The sequence below is a fragment of the Burkholderia sp. WTPI3 genome, assembly GCF_021483755.1.
Taxonomy (GTDB): domain Bacteria; phylum Pseudomonadota; class Gammaproteobacteria; order Burkholderiales; family Burkholderiaceae; genus Burkholderia.
Map to the genome: position 1 here is coordinate 1 of NZ_JAGIXF010000022.1, position 16182 is coordinate 16182.

17 protein-coding genes and 2 pseudogenes are annotated in these 16182 nt (G+C 62.7%); 10 read left to right on the forward strand and 9 right to left on the reverse strand.

Going from position 1 to position 16182, the window contains the following annotated elements:
- Window positions 1–890, reverse strand: an 890-nt coding sequence (locus J7024_RS14450) for an ABC transporter substrate-binding protein (protein ID WP_234745143.1), incomplete at its 3' end; no start/stop codon positions are given.
- Window positions 884–3016: a TonB-dependent siderophore receptor gene (locus tag J7024_RS14455; protein ID WP_234745144.1), complete on the reverse strand. Its 2133-nt coding sequence runs from the start codon at window positions 3014–3016 to the stop codon at window positions 884–886. The genes J7024_RS14455 and J7024_RS14450, both read right to left, overlap by 7 nt.
- A 232-nt stretch (window positions 3017–3248) precedes the next feature.
- Between J7024_RS14455 and J7024_RS14460 the strand changes: the two genes are divergently transcribed.
- The 4 genes from J7024_RS14460 to J7024_RS14475 all read left to right on the forward strand — a co-directional run bounded on the left by J7024_RS14460 (window position 3249) and on the right by J7024_RS14475 (window position 6436).
- On the forward strand, window positions 3249–4037 hold the full coding sequence (locus J7024_RS14460; RefSeq protein ID WP_175751633.1) for an AraC family transcriptional regulator: 789 nt from the start codon (window positions 3249–3251) through the stop codon (window positions 4035–4037).
- 109 nt (window positions 4038–4146) lie between these two features.
- Window positions 4147–5535, forward strand: coding sequence for a nucleobase:cation symporter-2 family protein (locus J7024_RS14465; RefSeq protein ID WP_124826349.1), 1389 nt, complete (start codon window positions 4147–4149; stop codon window positions 5533–5535).
- 92 nt (window positions 5536–5627) lie between these two features.
- Window positions 5628–6050, forward strand: a complete 423-nt coding sequence (locus J7024_RS14470) for an NUDIX hydrolase (protein WP_124826350.1) — start codon at window positions 5628–5630, stop codon at window positions 6048–6050.
- Window positions 6051–6136: 86 nt separating this feature from the next.
- Entirely contained in the window at window positions 6137–6436 is a 300-nt protein-coding gene (locus J7024_RS14475) for a hydrogenase maturation factor (RefSeq protein WP_175751635.1), read from the forward strand.
- A 48-nt stretch (window positions 6437–6484) separates the two neighbouring features.
- On the opposite strand, the gene J7024_RS14480 is transcribed toward J7024_RS14475, so the two are convergent.
- Together J7024_RS14480 and J7024_RS14485 are read right to left on the reverse strand one after the other, a co-directional pair.
- Window positions 6485–6697 (reverse strand): hypothetical protein, encoded by a 213-nt coding sequence (locus J7024_RS14480; protein ID WP_175751637.1) that lies wholly within the window; start codon window positions 6695–6697, stop codon window positions 6485–6487.
- Window positions 6698–6854: 157 nt separating this feature from the next.
- Window positions 6855–7103: pseudogene (locus J7024_RS14485) on the reverse strand (glycoside hydrolase family protein); the annotation flags it as partial.
- Window positions 7104–7133: 30 nt separating this feature from the next.
- Between J7024_RS14485 and J7024_RS37330 the strand changes: the two are divergent.
- The 5 genes and pseudogenes from J7024_RS37330 to J7024_RS14505 all read left to right on the forward strand — a co-directional run bounded on the left by J7024_RS37330 (window position 7134) and on the right by J7024_RS14505 (window position 11233).
- Window positions 7134–7468, forward strand: a pseudogene (locus tag J7024_RS37330) (helix-turn-helix domain-containing protein).
- A gap of 645 nt (window positions 7469–8113) precedes the next feature.
- Complete coding sequence (locus J7024_RS37505) at window positions 8114–8566, forward strand: TadE/TadG family type IV pilus assembly protein (RefSeq protein WP_175751639.1); 453 nt, start codon at window positions 8114–8116, stop codon at window positions 8564–8566.
- 21 nt (window positions 8567–8587) lie between these two features.
- Window positions 8588–9037, forward strand: coding sequence for a TadE/TadG family type IV pilus assembly protein (locus J7024_RS14495; protein ID WP_124826354.1), 450 nt, complete (start codon window positions 8588–8590; stop codon window positions 9035–9037).
- A 31-nt stretch (window positions 9038–9068) separates the two neighbouring features.
- Window positions 9069–10376, forward strand: coding sequence for a vWA domain-containing protein (locus J7024_RS14500; protein ID WP_124826355.1), 1308 nt, complete (start codon window positions 9069–9071; stop codon window positions 10374–10376).
- A gap of 662 nt (window positions 10377–11038) precedes the next feature.
- A complete protein-coding gene (locus tag J7024_RS14505; RefSeq protein ID WP_233410085.1) occupies window positions 11039–11233 on the forward strand; it encodes a hypothetical protein in 195 nt (64 codons plus the stop codon).
- A 132-nt stretch (window positions 11234–11365) separates the two neighbouring features.
- On the opposite strand, the gene J7024_RS14510 is transcribed toward J7024_RS14505, so the two are convergent.
- Genes J7024_RS14510 through J7024_RS14520 form a run of 3 tightly spaced genes read right to left on the reverse strand, consistent with a single transcriptional unit; the run spans window position 11366 to window position 14069 of the window.
- The gene (locus J7024_RS14510) at window positions 11366–11578 is read right to left on the reverse strand and encodes a hypothetical protein (protein ID WP_234745145.1); all 213 of its coding nucleotides are present in this window, start codon (window positions 11576–11578) and stop codon (window positions 11366–11368) included.
- A gap of 58 nt (window positions 11579–11636) precedes the next feature.
- Window positions 11637–12875 (reverse strand): CaiB/BaiF CoA transferase family protein, encoded by a 1239-nt coding sequence (locus J7024_RS14515; RefSeq protein ID WP_234745146.1) that lies wholly within the window; start codon window positions 12873–12875, stop codon window positions 11637–11639.
- 6 nt (window positions 12876–12881) lie between these two features.
- The gene (locus tag J7024_RS14520; protein WP_234745147.1) at window positions 12882–14069 is read right to left on the reverse strand and encodes an acyl-CoA dehydrogenase; all 1188 of its coding nucleotides are present in this window, start codon (window positions 14067–14069) and stop codon (window positions 12882–12884) included.
- Between the two features lie 130 nt (window positions 14070–14199).
- Here J7024_RS14520 and J7024_RS14525 point away from each other — a divergent pair, with 130 nt between their 5' ends.
- A complete protein-coding gene (locus J7024_RS14525) occupies window positions 14200–15150 on the forward strand; it encodes a LysR substrate-binding domain-containing protein (RefSeq protein ID WP_234745148.1) in 951 nt (316 codons plus the stop codon).
- Window positions 15151–15238: 88 nt separating this feature from the next.
- Here the strand turns inward: J7024_RS14525 and J7024_RS14530 are convergent, their stop codons facing one another.
- On the reverse strand, window positions 15239–15832 hold the full coding sequence (locus tag J7024_RS14530; RefSeq protein WP_050011388.1) for a malonic semialdehyde reductase: 594 nt from the start codon (window positions 15830–15832) through the stop codon (window positions 15239–15241).
- A gap of 44 nt (window positions 15833–15876) precedes the next feature.
- Complete coding sequence (locus J7024_RS14535) at window positions 15877–16167, reverse strand: cupin domain-containing protein (protein ID WP_234745149.1); 291 nt, start codon at window positions 16165–16167, stop codon at window positions 15877–15879.
- Window positions 16168–16182 lie beyond the last annotated feature (15 nt).

Below are 16182 nucleotides of genomic sequence, written 5' to 3' on the forward strand. Positions count from 1 at the left end.
GCGTGCACGCGCTGCGCCGTCACGAACGGCAGAGGATGCAACGGCGGGCGGGGCGCCAGTTGCGCGTCGAAAGCGGGCGGCACGTCGAGCAGAAGCGCGTGCGCATCGGGCGGCCGCGCGAGCGCCGCGAGCCCGGTTTGCGTCGCGCCCTGCGGATCGGTGTCGCCGCGCCACGCGTTCGCGATCCCGACGCGCGACAGCACGCCGCCGTACAGGCTGTTCGCGCCGAACACCGACATGTGCCGGTCGTCGACCGGATACAGCAGATAGACCGGCCGCCCCGTCGCGCGGAAAGCCGCCAGCCGCTGCGTCGCGTCGGCGAGCTGCGCGTCGGCCCGCGCCAGCAGCGCGTCGGCCGCCGCGCGACGGTCGAAGCGCTGCGCGAGGTGCCGGGTCGCATCGCGAACGGCCGCATAGACATCGACCCCGCGACCGAACAGCCCGACGGTCAGGGTCGGCGCGATCCGTTCCAGCATTGCGCGCAGCGGCGCATGCAACGGCGTGATGACGACCAGATCCGGTTTCAGCGCATCGAGCACTTCGAAGTTCGGCTGGAACAGCAGCCCCGTATCGGTCACGCCCGACGGCAGCGGCGGATCCCCGTCGACGCGCATGTACCACGGCGGACGCGCCACGCCGACCGGCACGACGCCCAGCGACAGCACGATCTCGGTCAGCGGCCAGTCGAGCACGACGATTCTCGGCGCCCCGTGCGCGGAAGCCGCCGTCACGGGCGACGCCGAAGGCGGCGACGCGGCAACGGCCGCATGCGCCACGCCGCCCACGCCACCGATTGCGGCTGCGGCACACCACGCAAGCGCGCGGCGACGCGTCACGCTGGCCGGACCCGCATCGACACCGCTCGCATCGTGAAGCGCCGCGGTCACCATTGATAGCGCGCCGTGCCGAGGATCGTCCGCGTCGCGCCCCAGTAGCACAGCGACGACGACGAGCAGTACGAAATGTATTCGCGATCGAACAGGTTGTTCACGTTCAGCGCGAACCGCCAGTTCTGCAGGTCGTAGTGCACGCCCAGATCGACCAGCACGCGCGCCGGCACGTCGAACGTGTTCGCGCTGTCGCCCGCCGAACTGCTCGTGTAGCGCACGCCGGAACCGATGCCGAAGTGGCGCAGCGGCCCGCTCAGGAACGTGTAGTCGGCCCATGCGGCCGCCGTATGGCGCGGCGCGATGGTCGGCCGCTTGCCGAGGTTCGCCATCGTGCTCTCGGTCACCGATTGATTCAGGTACGAATACGACGCGATCAGCTTCAGGTTCGGCGTGACGTTCGCGTGCGCCTCGGCCTCGATGCCGCGCGAGCGGACCTGCCCCGTCTGGATCGCGAACTGCGGATGAACGGGGTCCGTCACCTGCACGTTGTCCTGCGTGAGCGTGAACGCTGCGACCGAGAAGAATCCATCGAAGCCCTTCGGCTGATACCGGACGCCCGCCTCGAGCTGCTTGCCCTTGGTCGGCGAATACGGCACGCCCCCATACGCGGCCCCGAGCAGCGGCTGGAACGAGCGCGCGTAGCTGACATACGGCGCGATCCCGTTGTCGAAGCGGTACGCGAGGCCCGCGCGCCACGTGAACGCGTGGTCGTCCGAGTGGTAGATCGTGCCTGCCCCGGACGCGAGCGAGGTCGTCTGCTGGTTGCCGCCCGCCCAGTCCTGGCGTACGCCGAGCGTGAGCACCCAGTTCCGGTAACGCGCCTCGTCCTGCGCATAGACGCCGAACGTGCTGAGCGCATAGTCGAGCCGCGTGTCGACGGGCTGGATCCCCAGCGCCGCATAGTTCGGCTGGAACAGGTTGACCGTGCCGACCACCGAATTGCCCTCGTTGTCGCCGAGCATCGAGCGCTGGTAGTCGACGCCGAACAGCGCGGTATGTTCGACCGGGCCCGTCGAGAAACGCGCCTGCGCATGCGTGTCGACCTCGAACTGCGTGTAATGCTCGTTGTCGACGTTGCCCCACATCGAGACCGTCTTGCCGTCGGCGGAGAACGGGCTCGTCACCGACGTCTGGTAGTAGTGCTGGTCGATATGCAGATAGCGCAGCGTCTGCGACACGCTGAAGCGATCGTCGAACGCATGATCGAACCGATAACCGAACCAGTATTGCGTGCGATGCATCCCGTCCCGGTCGGGATCACCGAAATAGCGGTCGGGGCCGAGCCGCCCGTTCGGGTTCACGAACAGCGTGCCGCTCGCTGGCACCGTGTTGAACAGGCCGCCGTTCGGATCGCGCTGGAAGCCGCCCTGCAGCGCGAAGGTCGTGTCGCGATCCGGACGCAACGTGACGGACGGCGCGATCGCGATCCGCTGGTCCTTGATCTGGCCGACCTGCGTGCCGGCCGTGCGACCGAGGCCGACCACGCGATACGACACCGTGCCCGCCTTGTCGACCGGGCCGCTGAAGTCGAAACCGAGCTGGTAGTTGTCATGATTGCCGGCCTGCAGCAGCACCTCGTGATACGGCTCGGCGGTCGGCAGCTTGCTCACGTAGTTGACGATGCCGCCCGGGCTGCCCTGCCCGTACAGTACCGACGCGGGTCCGTGCAGCACTTCCATCCGCTCGAGGAAATAGGGATCGATACGCGGCGTCGCGAAGCGCGGCGACTGGTACAGATGCAGGCCGTCGAGATACGAGTCGAGCGAGAAACCGCGCCCCGACAACTGATCGAAGCGAATGTCGGTGCCGTCCTGCGAGTAGACGCCCGGCGTATAACGCAATGCCTGGTCGACCGTCTGCGCGCCGAGATCGTCCATCTGGCCACGCGTCACGACCGACACGCTCTGCGGCTGCGTAAGCCGGTCCGAATCCGTCTTCGTCCCGGTCGCCGAGCGCGTCGCGACGTAGCCAACGCCCGGCCCAGCCGGGTCCTGCATCGACGCCGCCCGCACCTCCAGTGTCGGCAGCGTGCCCTCCCGTGCCGGCGCCGGCGTCGTGCCGTCGTCCGCCGCGCTGGCCCGCAGCACCGTCCCGCCGAGCAACGTCGCCGCGATACCCAGCTTCAACGGCCCCCTCATTTCCCCGAACCTCATTCCTGTCGCCCTTGCGTATGGCTGTCGCCGATTTTCGCCGCAGTTAATGCGACTCATTACCATTTTCAGTCGCACTATCGTTTTCGTTCATTTGACACGCGACAAGCATAGCGGCTACCTTATTTCACAGGTAGACAACAAATGTTCAGTTTCGGCCAGATTCTGTCCGGTGCTGAACAGTCCGCATCAACCACCCCGGCTCCGGATGAAGGAATTCCTGCTCAACCGCTACCCGCATGAACGGCGCCGCCTGCCGCGCCCCGTGATCGTGCGGGCCATCGCTTACGAGAACGGCCAGCACGAGCCGTGGCACCAGCACGAGTTCGGCCACGTGATCCTCGCACTGAGGGGCGTCGTGCGCGTGCTGACGCCGAACCGCACGTGGACGTTGCCGCCGTCGCGCGGCGTGTGGCTACCGCCCAACATCGACCACGAGTTGCATGCGGTCGGACGCCTCACGCTGTGCACGGTCAGTGTCGAGCCCGACGCCACCCCGTGGCGCTGGCCGACCGGCCGCGTGATCGCGATCGACTCGCTGATCCGCGAGCTCGTCACGAACATGCTGCGCGATGGCGGCGACTACCCGCCCGACGGCAGCACCGCGCTCGCGGTGCCGCTGCTGCTGAAACTGCTGGAAGAGGCACCGCCGCTCGGCGAAGGCGGGTTGCCGCTGCCGCGCGACCCGCGCCTGCTCGCGATCTGCGAGCACATGATGACCGACCCGGCGAACGACTACACGCTCGATCGCTGGGCCGACGAGATCGGCACCAGCAGCCGCACGCTCGCACGGCATTTTCGCGACGAAACCGGCATGAGCTTCGGCCACTGGCGGCAGCACATGCGCGCGGCCGAAGCGATGACGCGGCTCGCGCACGGCGCGAGCGTCGCGTCCGTCGCGCTCGATCTCGGCTACAGCACGCCGAGCGCGTTTACCGTGATGTTCCGGCGGCTGTTCGGCCAGGCCCCGCAGCAATACCTGTCGACCGGCGGCTGACCCGGCGCGCGGCCGATCCGCCGAATCCCGGCTATTGCAGCGCCGGGGCGGCGCGGGCGAGCCCTTCGGCTAAAATGCCGCACTTTCCCTTTTGTCCGGCCCGCTCGCCATGCAACCCGCTTCCCCCGCCCGATCCGCTTCCCACGGCGCCGACGATACCGACCCGTCGCACGACCTCGTCTATGGCCCCAATGACCGGCCCGCGCCGATGGTCGCGTTCGTCGCCGCGCTGCAGCACCTGCTCGCGATCATCGTGCCGATCGTCACGCCCGGCCTGCTGATCTGCCAGGCGCTCGGCGTATCGAGCCGCGATACGACCCTCATCGTGTCGATGTCGCTCGTGATTTCCGGCATCGCCACCTTCGTGCAGTGCAAGCGTTTCGGCCCGCTGGGCGCCGGGCTGCTGATCGTGCAGGGCACGAGCTTCAACTTCGTCGGCCCGCTGATCGCCGGCGGCAGCGTGATGGTCAAGCAGGGCACGCCGGTCGAGACCGTGATGGCCGCGATCTTCGGCGTCGTGATCGCCGGCTCGTTCGTCGAGATGGGCGTGTCGCGCATCCTGCCGTTCGTGAAGCGCCTGATCACGCCGCTCGTCACCGGCATCGTCGTGCTGCTGATCGGCCTCACGCTGATCAAGGTCGGCCTCATCAGCATGGGCGGCGGCTACGGCGCGATGGCCAACGGCACGTTCGCGAGCGCCGGCAACCTGACGCTGTCATGCCTCGTGCTCGGCACGATCATCCTGCTGAACCGCGTGCCGATCGTCTGGGTGCGCAGCACCGCGCTCGTCATCGCGCTCGTGATCGGCTATATCGCCGCCGCGGTGCTCGGCCGTCTCGACTTCACCGGCGTGCACCAGGCCGCGCTGTTCCAGGTGCCGACCCCGCTGCACTTCGGCATCGGCTTCTCGTGGGCGCTGTTCATCCCGATGCTGATCATCTACCTCGTCACCTCGCTCGAGGCGATCGGCGATGTCACGGCCACCAGCAAGATCTCGAAGGAGCCGGTCGAAGGGCCGGTGTGGATGCAACGAATCAAGGGCGGCGTGCTCGTCAACGGCGCGAACTCGCTGCTGGCCGGCGTGTTCAATACGTTCCCGAGTTCGGTGTTCGCGCAGAACAACGGCGTGATCCAGATCACCGGCGTCGCGAGCCGCTACGTCGGCATCTGGATCGCGGGGATGCTCGTGGTGCTCGGCCTGTTCCCGGTCGTCGCCGGCGTGCTGCAGGCCGTGCCGGAGCCCGTGCTGGGCGGCGCGGCGATGGTGATGTTCGGTGCGGTGGCCGCGTCGGGCATCAACATTCTTTCGGGCATCCAGCTCGATCGTCGCGCACTGCTGATCATCGCGGTGTCGCTCGCGCTCGGCCTCGGCGTGTCGCAGGTGCCCGACATCCTGAACAGCCTTCCGCACGCGCTGAAGAACGTGCTCGAATCGGGTGTCGCGACGGGTGGCATCTGCGCGCTCGTGATGAACTGGTTCCTCCCCGAACAGAAGTAACGCTACGCACTCCATGACGATGCGGCCCGATCGACGGGCCGCGTCGCGCACACCGACTTGGCCGGATGCCCGACACTGGTTAGAATCGGCTCATGCGTCAAGCCCCCGTCTCCCCGAATACTCCTGAAATCGCCGTCGTTCCGGTCAAGGAACGGGCCACCGTGGTCTGCTATCGCGACGAACGGGTATTGCTCGTCGCCCGGGCATCGTCGCGATGGGCATTGCCCGGCGGCACGATCAAGCGCGGAGAAACGCCGCTCGAAGCCGCGCACCGCGAGTTGCAGGAAGAAACCGGCATCACGGGCCAGGATCTCGTCTACTCGATGCAGTTCACCGGGCTCGCGAAGATCCATCACGTGTTCTTCGCGGAAGCCAGCCCCGACCAGATTCCGCAGGCGAGCAACGAGATCGAGAAGTGCCGGTGGTTTCCCATCGACCGCGTCGACGAGTTGCGCGCGAGCATTCCGACGAAGCGGATCGTCGAACTCGTTTACCGGCACGAGCTGCACACGTAGGTAGACACCCCAGCCCCGCTGGCTCGCCCGAGCCGATATGATGCGCCCACGGTCCGTTGCCGCGTTCCCTTCCGAGCGAGCTGCAGATGAACAGTGCGTACACCTACCGCGGATATACGATCGATGTCCGCTGCGAATTCCGGCTCGACCTGCCGCGCGACCACGCACCGCCCGACCCGCTGCGGTTCGGGTTCGTCGCGATCGTGCAGGTGCGGGCGGCCGGCGTCGCGCCGCGCCTGCTGGCGCCGATCCGGCTCGGCGACGACGGCGGCCGCCTGTTCCGCAACACCCGCAACGCGTTGCGCGCCGGCCGGGCGGCCGGCGAAATCATCGTCGACGATCTGCTCGTCGATTCGGGTTCGGCCGAAGGACGCGCGCACTCCTGAGCCGTCGGGCGGCCCAGCGCTTTTTCCGGCGCAACGATGCGCGTGCGCTCAGTGCGAGCGCCTTCTTCGCAATTCGTGTGTGGAATAGACGACGAGGAAGATGCCCAGCATCGCGACACCGGATGCCATGAAGTCGTTCTCGCTTCCCGAGCCGTGCAGCGATTTCGGGAAGAGGCCGAGACCCAGTCCTGCGACGGCGAGGAGCAAGCCTGCCGCCACACCCCAGACCGGCCCCGCGGTGTTTTCGATCGTGTTTTTCATACAGCCCCCGTCTACGGTCATTGCCCGGACGGTATCCGCGCATGGTGCATGCGGCGACCGCCCGTGCTTCAACGATAGCGCGGAAACAATCGCCGCGAATTCGGTGCCTTTACCGATCAGGATTACGGCTTCGCGGTCGCTGCGGGGTGTGTCGCTGACCTGCCCCGATGTTGTATGCAAAGCTCACCACGGCCGCGACCTGACTCGGATGCCCTTTCAGACCCGGCGTGCACTTCAGCACCGGCTCCGCATGTTCGATGAGGCGTTGCTCCAGTCGAGCAAGGCATTCGTCATGCGTGAAGCGTCGGTTGAGCTTCACGTTCTTCGTATCCCCGCAGCATCCCGTGACGATACCGATCGGGTCCGGCCTGGCGACCGGCACCTCCCCTTCAAACTTCGGGACCATAGAAAAAACAAGGACTGCCGCGCCTTTGCGGTGATCCCCATCGAACTGTGGGACCGCGTGAAGGACCGACTCGAAGACCTCGGAGACGAAGCACTTTATGCACACGCAAAGGCAAGCGACGACGGCCACCGCATCCCGGCCACCGTACTTGACGCGGAACAGGCTGGCGATCATCCCGTTCGTGCTGGCGCAATCATCTGCGTATGACGCACGATGCGCTCGCCGCAGCGGCGGGCATCAGCAAACCGTATCTCAGCCAGATCGAAACGCGTCAGCGCGTCGGCACTATCGACGTGCTGTCGAAGGTCGCCAGCGCGCTCTCCGTGCCGGTTGACGACCTGATCGAGCCGCCTGCGCAGCCGTAACGCGGTGTCGCTCGTCGCCCCGGTCTGCGTAATGCAACCGCATGAGCGCGATCACTGCTACGGCTGCGCGCACCCGGCGCGGACGGTGACGAAACATCAAGACGACCATATCAATTCCGGGCGCGTAAACGGAAAAATCCCGACCGGCTATCAGTTTGCACCAGACCAAACAGACAGCGTCAGAGCGACTGACTCGGTTCCGCCTGGAACGGACCGTCGACCTGGAAACATGAATCGCCGGCAAGCCACCAACGTTTCAGCGTTGAAACATCGAGCCTAGCTGGATACGGATTTTTTGCTGGCCACGTCGCGATACTCCCGGTGCATCGGGTCATCCTGCGGTGTGCGCAAAGCCTATCAAATTGGATATCAACCCTGCGAGTCCGGTCACAGGCCGGCTCTTGGCGTATCGCCGCTCCTTTCCGTCAGCAGCCTCCAGGGCAAATCCTTTGTGGAATGCGCGTTTCAGACATGAAACAAGGCAAGCCCGTGGTCAGCTCCACACAACAAGGAAGCGTCGCCTTTCCTTAAGAGGCGCGCATTGGCACGAATCTGGCATTGGACCGATGGCCTAGCTGTAACTGATGGGTGTGAATGTGGTCAACGAAGCCACGCATCACCTTCAAACGTCATACGGGGACCGTCATGCAGAAGAAAGCACAGCGAGGAGTCGCGACGGTAGAGTTTTCATTTTTGCTTCCGGTTCTGTTGCTGATACTTCTTGGCATCGCACAGTTCTCGTGGCTGATTTTCAATTTCATTATCGTGACGCACGCGGCGTCGGTCGGGGCACATCAATTTGCCTCCGAGCGCGGATTCTCTACCCCGTACTCCGATACGGTTTCCAGTGTCACAAATGCGCTTGGGCCAATCCGGACCGGAATTAGTATTTCAACTTCCGTAAACGGGGTGTCTTGCACATCGGATTCCGCATGCCAAACCGCGCTAGGAACAATGGCTAATTCCTTGGCGGCCGGCTCAACTGTGACAGTAACAATCGGGCATGTATTCAATCCATTGTATTCTGGATCCTGGGGCTCATTGGGCAGCATCATGCCAAAAAACATTACATCGACAATGACTGAAGTAGCTCAGTAATTTTACGGGGGGGCGAGCATCATGAAATCGCAAAAGGGGTCGGCTTCAATTGAAATGGCCGTGACGATGCCCGTTATCCTTTTCATTCTCCTGGGTATTGCACAGTTTGGCTGGCTCCTCGCCAACTCCATAGCAGTGGGTAATGCTGCATCATCCGCTGCGCGAACGTTCGCTTCGCAGAGAGGCACCACCACTCCGTACACTACGACGTTATCTCAAGCAAAGGCGGCTGCTTCATTTCTCAACCAGAGTAGCATCACGATTTCTACATCCGTCAACGGTGTTGCATGTGTAGACGACGCGGGTTGTGCGTCCGATCTGGCGCCGGCATCGAGTGCCGCAGTCAACGTGCCTGTCAAAGTTAGCGTAATTTACTCTGGCTTTAATCCTGTTGTGCCCGGAAATTATCTCAACCTGAAATCCATGATGCCATCGCAATTAGCTGCGACTGTTACCGCACGCGTGCAATGACTGTGAACCAACAGAGAGAAAGGTGGGAAGAGTGAATACTTCAAAGCCTCTTGACAGGGCAATGCGCCATCAGCGCGGTGCAGTCATCATCATTGTTGCAGCATCAATGGTCGCCATTCTGGGTTTCGCCGCAATTTGCGTCGATGTCGGTTACTTGATCTACACACAACGGCGCTTGCAGGCGGCCACTGACGCGGCGGCACTCGCAGGTGCGGCGGATCTCTGGAGTCAGCCGTGGAATACGGCATATAACGACGCAGTCGCATACTCAGCAGGCCAGGCCAACCAACTTCCGGGAGGCGCGACCGTCAACTCAACGTCCGTGACCGGACTAACGCTGACAAGCATTCAGCTTCCTTACAAACAGGCCCTGTCCGGTTATAACGGCATTCAGGTAACACAGAAAGCGAGCGTCACGTCGTTCTTTGCGAGCGTGTTCGGTGTCAAGGCGACGACCGTCTCCGCAACATCGACCGCGGCAGCCGGTGGTGCAGGTGGCCCCGCTCAGTACAACGTGATGATCATCCTCGACACGACTGCGTCGATGAACACCAATGACAGCAATTGCAAGAATTCGGCGGGAGTCGTGCAAACGCGTCTCGCATGCGCAAAAGCCGCAGCCTTGCAGCTTATTGAGACGCTAACAAATGCTGGAGACAACGTGGGGCTGATGGCGTTCCCTCCCATGTCCTCCAACTACTCTTTCTCATGCGGCAGTAGTGCCCCCAGCATTGCGGGAAGCTATTCTGCGGCGGCAAGCGCCGGTTACCAATACAGCAAGCTGGGCACGGGATTCCTGGGGAGCAGTGGCCAGGCCAACACAAGTTCCGGGCTGGTCCAAGCCCTTGGCGGCGGTTCATGTAGCGGACTCGCTGCCCCTGGCGGACTGGGAACTTACTATGCTCAGGCGATTGCCGCTGCACAGCAGTCGTTACAGACTCTATCCTCGACACAGCTCCCACCCGGTCAAAACGTCATCATTCTATTAAGCGACGGCGATGCATCGTCAAGCCAAACGCAACTTGGCTCTACGTATAAGTCAAACTATGGAACAGAATGCCAGGCAGCAATAAACACTGCAGCCACAGCAAAAGGAGCAGGAACACTTATATATACCGTGGCATATATCGGTGGCGGTAGCGCGTCGTCTACCTGCAGTGATGGAAGCGATCCTTTGTCGCCATGCGCAACGATGAAATCAATTGCCAGCGGCCCAGCTTATTTTTATTCCGACACCTGCTCCGGCTCCAATGGAGGCACTGCCAACCTTAAATCAATTTTCAGCACCATTTCTTACAGCCTTACGAAACCGCGTCTAATTCCAGCATCTGCCACGTAAAATCATGAAAAATTGATGACATCGAAAATAATCGAAAGGTTGATTAAATGGACAATACTCCATCCAGGTTTGGCGAGCAGAGTGAACCCGCCGAACTCACAAAAAACTGCATTCATTGCGCCGGCTCGCTTAGGATTGGCTCAATTCGTTGTCGAATGTGTGGCTCCGAAGATCCATTTGGCAGCAAAACGGCGAGAAAGAGATCGGCACTGCTTCATGGCATGGTGATGGCAGGAATTTTTTCGGCACTTTTCTGTATGGTCTACGGAATTTTGCCAGTTGTAACGCTATACCTGCGCCATCGAAATTGAATCTCCAGGATCTTTAATTCCCGATACACGCCTGCGCCGCTATTGCCAGCCAACGAATATGTCGTATGAGATCGGCATCGTGATCGGGTAGGCGCATGACTCGTTTTGCACGGATGGCACTAGAATCCAGCAATTCGAACAGAGTAAAAAAACCGAGCGGCTGCAGCCCTTGACGAGGTAGCGCCGATAGAGAGACCTGATCTAGCCTTACACACTTTATGCTGGGTAAGCCAATCGTCACAATTGGCGAGTGCGTCCGGATTCACGTCACTGATGAAGGTGCCGAATGGAAGGATCGGAAGGCACGCCTGCAAATTATGACGAAGTATGCGGCCGAATACGAAGATCAAGATGCGCTCGAGCGTTGATCGCCAGGAGCATCCGAAGAAGCAGAGTGCCGATGGAACGATTCACAACACGCCCGGCTATCTCCGGGCCGCGATCAAATACGCCCACAAGATAGGCAAGCTCGAAACGATCATCCGGCAGAAAAACCCACACCTCAGGCGCAACAGACATTCCACGCGGAACGTCGAAATCGCTTGAAACCCTTGTGGCGGAAGGCAGCAGATTCCAACCATCGCTTGCATAGGCCCGGCAGGTAAGACTCCCGCGATCGCAAATGGCTTCCTACCCACGATCCTACCCATATTCGGCGCGGCGGCAATCCAACTCATACTAAAGTGCGCCAAGGCCAAGCTCTTCCGATTCATACTTGGCGGATCGGATCGCCTCATAGAAGCTCGATTCAATCGCGACTTCCTTCCGGTCGACATGAACAACCCACGCGTTGAACATGAAGCGCCAGCGGATGCGCCGTTCTTCGAGCATCGCCGCAAACCATCTCCATACCGAAGCATCGTCCGCGTTCGCGGTAGCAGCGGCAACCATCCGTGCCTCGCAGATTGCCTCCCAGCCCAGTGAAGGATCGCATATCGAAATCATGATGTCAGATGATTTTTCGCTCGTGCAATGCGTCGATCTCGTCGTGGCTCAGTCCCAGCCATGCGCCCAGGATCTCGTCGGTCTGTTCGCCGAGCCGCGGCGGCGGGCGGAGATACTGGACTGGCGAATCGGACATTCGGATCGGATTCGCCACGAGCGGCACGCTGCCGGCCGATGCATGCGGCATCTCGATACGAATGTCGCGCGCCTTGACCTGTTCGTCCGCAAATACCCGATCGAGCCCATTGATCGGCCCGCACGGCACGCCAGCCTCCTCCATCGCGATGACCCACTCGTCGGTCAACCGGCACGTGGTCACTGCGCCAATCAGCGCGACCAGTTCGTCGCGATGCTGTACGCGTAAAGGATTCGTCGCGAAACGTGCATCGCTCGCCCACTGCGGCTGACCGAGCACCCCACACAGGCTGGTGAACTGGCCATCATTGCCGACCGCGATGATCATGTGGCCATCGGCCGTCGGAAAATCCTGGTAGGGCACGATGTTCGGATGCGCGTTCCCCATCCGGTGCGGCACGATGCCACCGACCAGGTAATTGGCCGCCTGGTTCGCGAGCGCGGCGATCTGCACGTCGAGCAGCGCCAGGTCGATATGTTGTCCACGCCCCGTGCGCTCACGATGGGCAACGGCGGCCAGCACGGCAACCGTCGCATACAGCCCCGTCATCACGTCGGTCAGCGCGACGCCGACCTTCACCGGACCGGCACCTTCCGTGCCGTCTGCGCGCCCCGTCACGCTCATCAGGCCGCCCATCCCTTGTATCAGGAAGTCGTAGCCAGCACGTGACGCATACGGACCCGTCTGCCCGAACCCGGTAATCGAGCAGTAGATCAGGCGCGGGTTCTCGGCGCTGAGCGTCGCGTAATCCAGCCCGTACTGGGCAAGGCCACCGGCCTTGAAATTCTCGAGCACGATATCAACCTGCTGCGCGAGTTGCCGAACTAGCGACTGGCCGTCCGGCCGGCTCAGATCGACCGCGATCGAGCGTTTGTTGCGATTGGCGCTCAAGTAGTATGCCGATTCGCCCGTCGACTGCCCGTCCGCGTCGAGCAGCCACGGCGGGCCCCACGCCCGCGTGTCGTCGCCCGTCCCCGGCCGCTCGACCTTGACGACATCGGCGCCGAGATCGGCGAGAAGCTGGCCGGCCCACGGCCCGGCCAGCACCCGCGACAGATCGAGTACGCGGAGGCCGGCCAATGCGCCTTGCTGTGCGATCGTTTCCATGGCGGCTCAGAATGCGGCAATGCCGGTGATCGCCCGGCCGAGAATCAGCGCATGGATGTCGTGCGTACCCTCATACGTGTTCACGACCTCGAGGTTCACGAGGTGCCGTGCGATGCCGAATTCGTCACTGATCCCGTTTCCGCCCAGCATGTCCCGCGCGACCCGCGCAATGTCGAGCGCCTTGCCGCATGAGTTCCGCTTCATGATCGACGTGATCTCGACGGCCGCCGTGCCTTCGTCCTTCATCCGGCCGAGCCTCAGGCAGCCTTGCAGGCCGAGCGTGATCTCGGTCTGCATGTCGGCAAGCTTCTTCTGGATCAGCTGGTTCGCGGCGAGTGGCCGGCCGAACTGCTTGCGATCGAGCACGTACTGCCGAGCGCGATGCCAGCAATCCTCGGCGGCGCCGAGCGCGCCCCACGCGATACCGTAGCGCGCGCTGTTCAGGCAGGTGAACGGCCCCTTGAGGCCGCGGACTTCCGGAAACGCGTTCTCCTCCGGACAGAATACGTCGTCCATCACGATCTCGCCGGTGATCGACGCACGCAGCCCGACCTTGCCGTGAATCGCCGGTGCCGACAAACCCTTCCACCCCTTCTCCAGCACGAAGCCGCGAATCGCGCCCTCGTCGTCCTTCGCCCAGACGACGAACAAGTCCGCGATCGGGCTGTTCGTGATCCACATCTTGCTGCCCGTCAGGCGATAGCCGCCGTCGACCTTCCGCGCGCGCGCCGCCATGCCGCCCGGATCGGAACCGTGATTCGGCTCGGTCAGGCCGAAGCAGCCGACCAGTTCCCCCGATGCCAGCTTGGGCAAGTATTTCTGGCGGGTCGCTTCATGACCGAATGCATGGATCGGCACCATCACGAGGGACGATTGCACGCTCATCATCGAGCGATAGCCGGAATCCACGCGTTCGACCTCGCGCGCGACGAGCCCATAGCTGACGTAGTTGCTACCCGCGCCGCCATAGGTGTCCGGAATCGTGATACCGAGCAGGCCAAGCTCGCCCAATTCGCGAAAGATCGCCCGATCGGTCTCCTCGCGACGAAACGCATCGAGAACGCGCGGTGCCAGCCGCTCCTGACAGTATGCGTGCGCGGAATCGCGCACCATGCGTTCGTCCTCGCCAAGCTGCTGGTCCATCAGCAGCGCGTCGTCCCACTGAAACGAAATCGATTTGTGTTCATTAGTCATTTGTTGATCGCCAGCGTGAAGGTGTTACGCCAACTTTATTCGCCACGTACCGTCAAAACAAACGATTTGTTCTCACCAACATGTGCAAAAATATCACTCGTCGATCTCGCCACTCACCTGGACACGCATCATGCGCCGCACGATCCCCTCCACAACGGCCTTGTCCGCATTCGAGTCCGCCGCTCGCCACCAGAGCTTCACGAAAGCGGCGGACGAACTCGCCGTCACGCAAAGTGCGATCTGTCGTCAGATCGGTATGCTCGAGGCATTTCTTGGCGTGAAGCTGTTTCGGCGCACCCGCCGCGGCGTGACACTGACCGAAGCCGGTGCGGCGTACAGCCGCCGTGTGGCATCGAGACTCGATCAGATCGAATACGACGCGCTGGAGATGATGGCGACGGGCGGCAAAGGCGGTACCCTGGAGCTCGCGGCCGTGCCGACCTTCGCGACCCGATGGCTGCTGCCGCGCATGCCGGCGTTCATCGATACGCATCCGGACATCACCGTCAATCTGACCGCCATGCCGCGTCCGTTCATGTTCGATACGACAGGTTTCGACGCATCGCTCCACGCGGGCCCCGCGCCCTGGCCCGGTACGGCCGGCGATGTGCTGATGCAGGAAAGCGTGATCGCGGTCGCCAGCCCGAAGCTTGTCGCGTCGCGCACCCAGCCGACCCGGGCGGATTGGCGGCGCTATCGGTTGCTTCAGCAAAGTACGCGACCGTACGCATGGCGCGAGTGGTTCGCGGCGCAAGGACTCGAAATGGAAGGCGACCTGTCCGGACCGCGGTATGAATTGTTCTCGATGCTGGCCGAAGCGGCATCGAGCCGAATCGGAATCGCACTGATTCCTCGACTGCTCGTCGAAGACGAACTATCGCGCGGGACGCTGGTGCAGGTCGGTCGCTACGAACATCCGACCGGGAAGGCGTACTTCCTGATCTACCCGGAAGCCAAGACGGAAAGCTCGATGCTGGCTGCGTTTCGGGAATGGCTGAGCGGCGAAGCGCGACGATACAACGAGAACATTGCGCACATGTCTCAATCACGCGGTGCTCGGCATCACCGGCGCGCACAGTGACTGCATCTGATCGAAACGGCGTTTCGCAAGTGTGCGCCTCAGCTGAAGCGTATGGGCGGCGAACTGGCTTCGTTGCCGCGCCTATAACCTACAGAACCTCGCAAGCGTCGTCGAAATCGAGCCGCGGGCTGCGGGGAAACAGGCCGTCCGGATCGCCATACCCGAGGCAGCAAAGAAAGTTCACGCGCAGTGCCGTACCGTCGAAGAACAACTGATCGACCCTGGCCGCGTCGAACCCCGAGAGCGGTCCGCAGTCGAGACCGAGCGTGCGCGCCGCCATGATGAAATAGCCACCCTGCAGCGAGCTGTTGCGAAAGCATGTATCTCGCGCCAGCTCCGGTTGCTCGATGAACATCTTCCCTGCACCCGGCCGATGCGGAAACAGCTTGTCGAGCTGCGTGTAGAACGCCACATCCTGCGCAATGATCGCAACGACCGGCGCGGTACGCACTTTCTCGACGTTCCCCGTAAAAACAGCCGACAACAACTTTTCGCGCGCCAGCAGCGACCGCACGAACACGACGCGCATCGGCGAGCAGTTCATGCTCGTCGGGCCCCATCGGGTCAGTTCGTACAGGTCACGCAGCACCGCATCGGGCACCGCTCGGTCCAACCACGCGTTCTGGCTGCGTGCGTCGGTAAATAGCTGCTGGCGCGCGCGGGTATCGAGCGGCTCGCTCATTCCGTTTTCCTCCAGATCGACCATCGAAAGGCCATGCGCGCGCATCACGTGCGCGTCGCACCGACCATGAAGAACGCCACGGTCGCCGGGCTGTTCCCGTAATTGCGCCATGCATGACGCGTGCCATTCTGTACGACGACATCCATCGGCCCGAGCCGCGTCGCCTGCCCGTCATCGAGCTCCAGCCAGATCTCGCCCGACAGCACGATCGCATAGTCGACCGTTTCGGTCGCATGCATGCCTGGATGGTCGGGCTCGAACGTCGCTGCGAGATCCGGCATGCGCGCGACACATTCGCTTGCCGCTGCTGCGGGATCGAACTGCGGAGCCGCCATGACCTGATCCGGCGG

Coding starts and splice junctions, on each gene's coding strand:
- J7024_RS14460 (WP_175751633.1), top strand. CDS start 3,249: ATGAAGGAATTCCTGCTCAACCGCTACCCGCATGAACGGCGCCGCCTG.
- J7024_RS14465 (WP_124826349.1), top strand. CDS start 4,147: ATGCAACCCGCTTCCCCCGCCCGATCCGCTTCCCACGGCGCCGACGAT.
- J7024_RS14470 (WP_124826350.1), top strand. CDS start 5,628: ATGCGTCAAGCCCCCGTCTCCCCGAATACTCCTGAAATCGCCGTCGTT.
- J7024_RS14475 (WP_175751635.1), top strand. CDS start 6,137: ATGAACAGTGCGTACACCTACCGCGGATATACGATCGATGTCCGCTGC.
- J7024_RS14480 (WP_175751637.1), bottom strand. CDS start 6,697: ATGAAAAACACGATCGAAAACACCGCGGGGCCGGTCTGGGGTGTGGCG.
- J7024_RS37505 (WP_175751639.1), top strand. CDS start 8,114: ATGCAGAAGAAAGCACAGCGAGGAGTCGCGACGGTAGAGTTTTCATTT.
- J7024_RS14495 (WP_124826354.1), top strand. CDS start 8,588: ATGAAATCGCAAAAGGGGTCGGCTTCAATTGAAATGGCCGTGACGATG.
- J7024_RS14505 (WP_233410085.1), top strand. CDS start 11,039: ATGCGCTCGAGCGTTGATCGCCAGGAGCATCCGAAGAAGCAGAGTGCC.
- J7024_RS14510 (WP_234745145.1), bottom strand. CDS start 11,578: ATGGTTGCCGCTGCTACCGCGAACGCGGACGATGCTTCGGTATGGAGA.
- J7024_RS14515 (WP_234745146.1), bottom strand. CDS start 12,875: ATGGAAACGATCGCACAGCAAGGCGCATTGGCCGGCCTCCGCGTACTC.
- J7024_RS14520 (WP_234745147.1), bottom strand. CDS start 14,069: ATGACTAATGAACACAAATCGATTTCGTTTCAGTGGGACGACGCGCTG.
- J7024_RS14525 (WP_234745148.1), top strand. CDS start 14,200: ATGCGCCGCACGATCCCCTCCACAACGGCCTTGTCCGCATTCGAGTCC.
- J7024_RS14530 (WP_050011388.1), bottom strand. CDS start 15,832: ATGAGCGAGCCGCTCGATACCCGCGCGCGCCAGCAGCTATTTACCGAC.
- J7024_RS14535 (WP_234745149.1), bottom strand. CDS start 16,167: ATGGCGGCTCCGCAGTTCGATCCCGCAGCAGCGGCAAGCGAATGTGTC.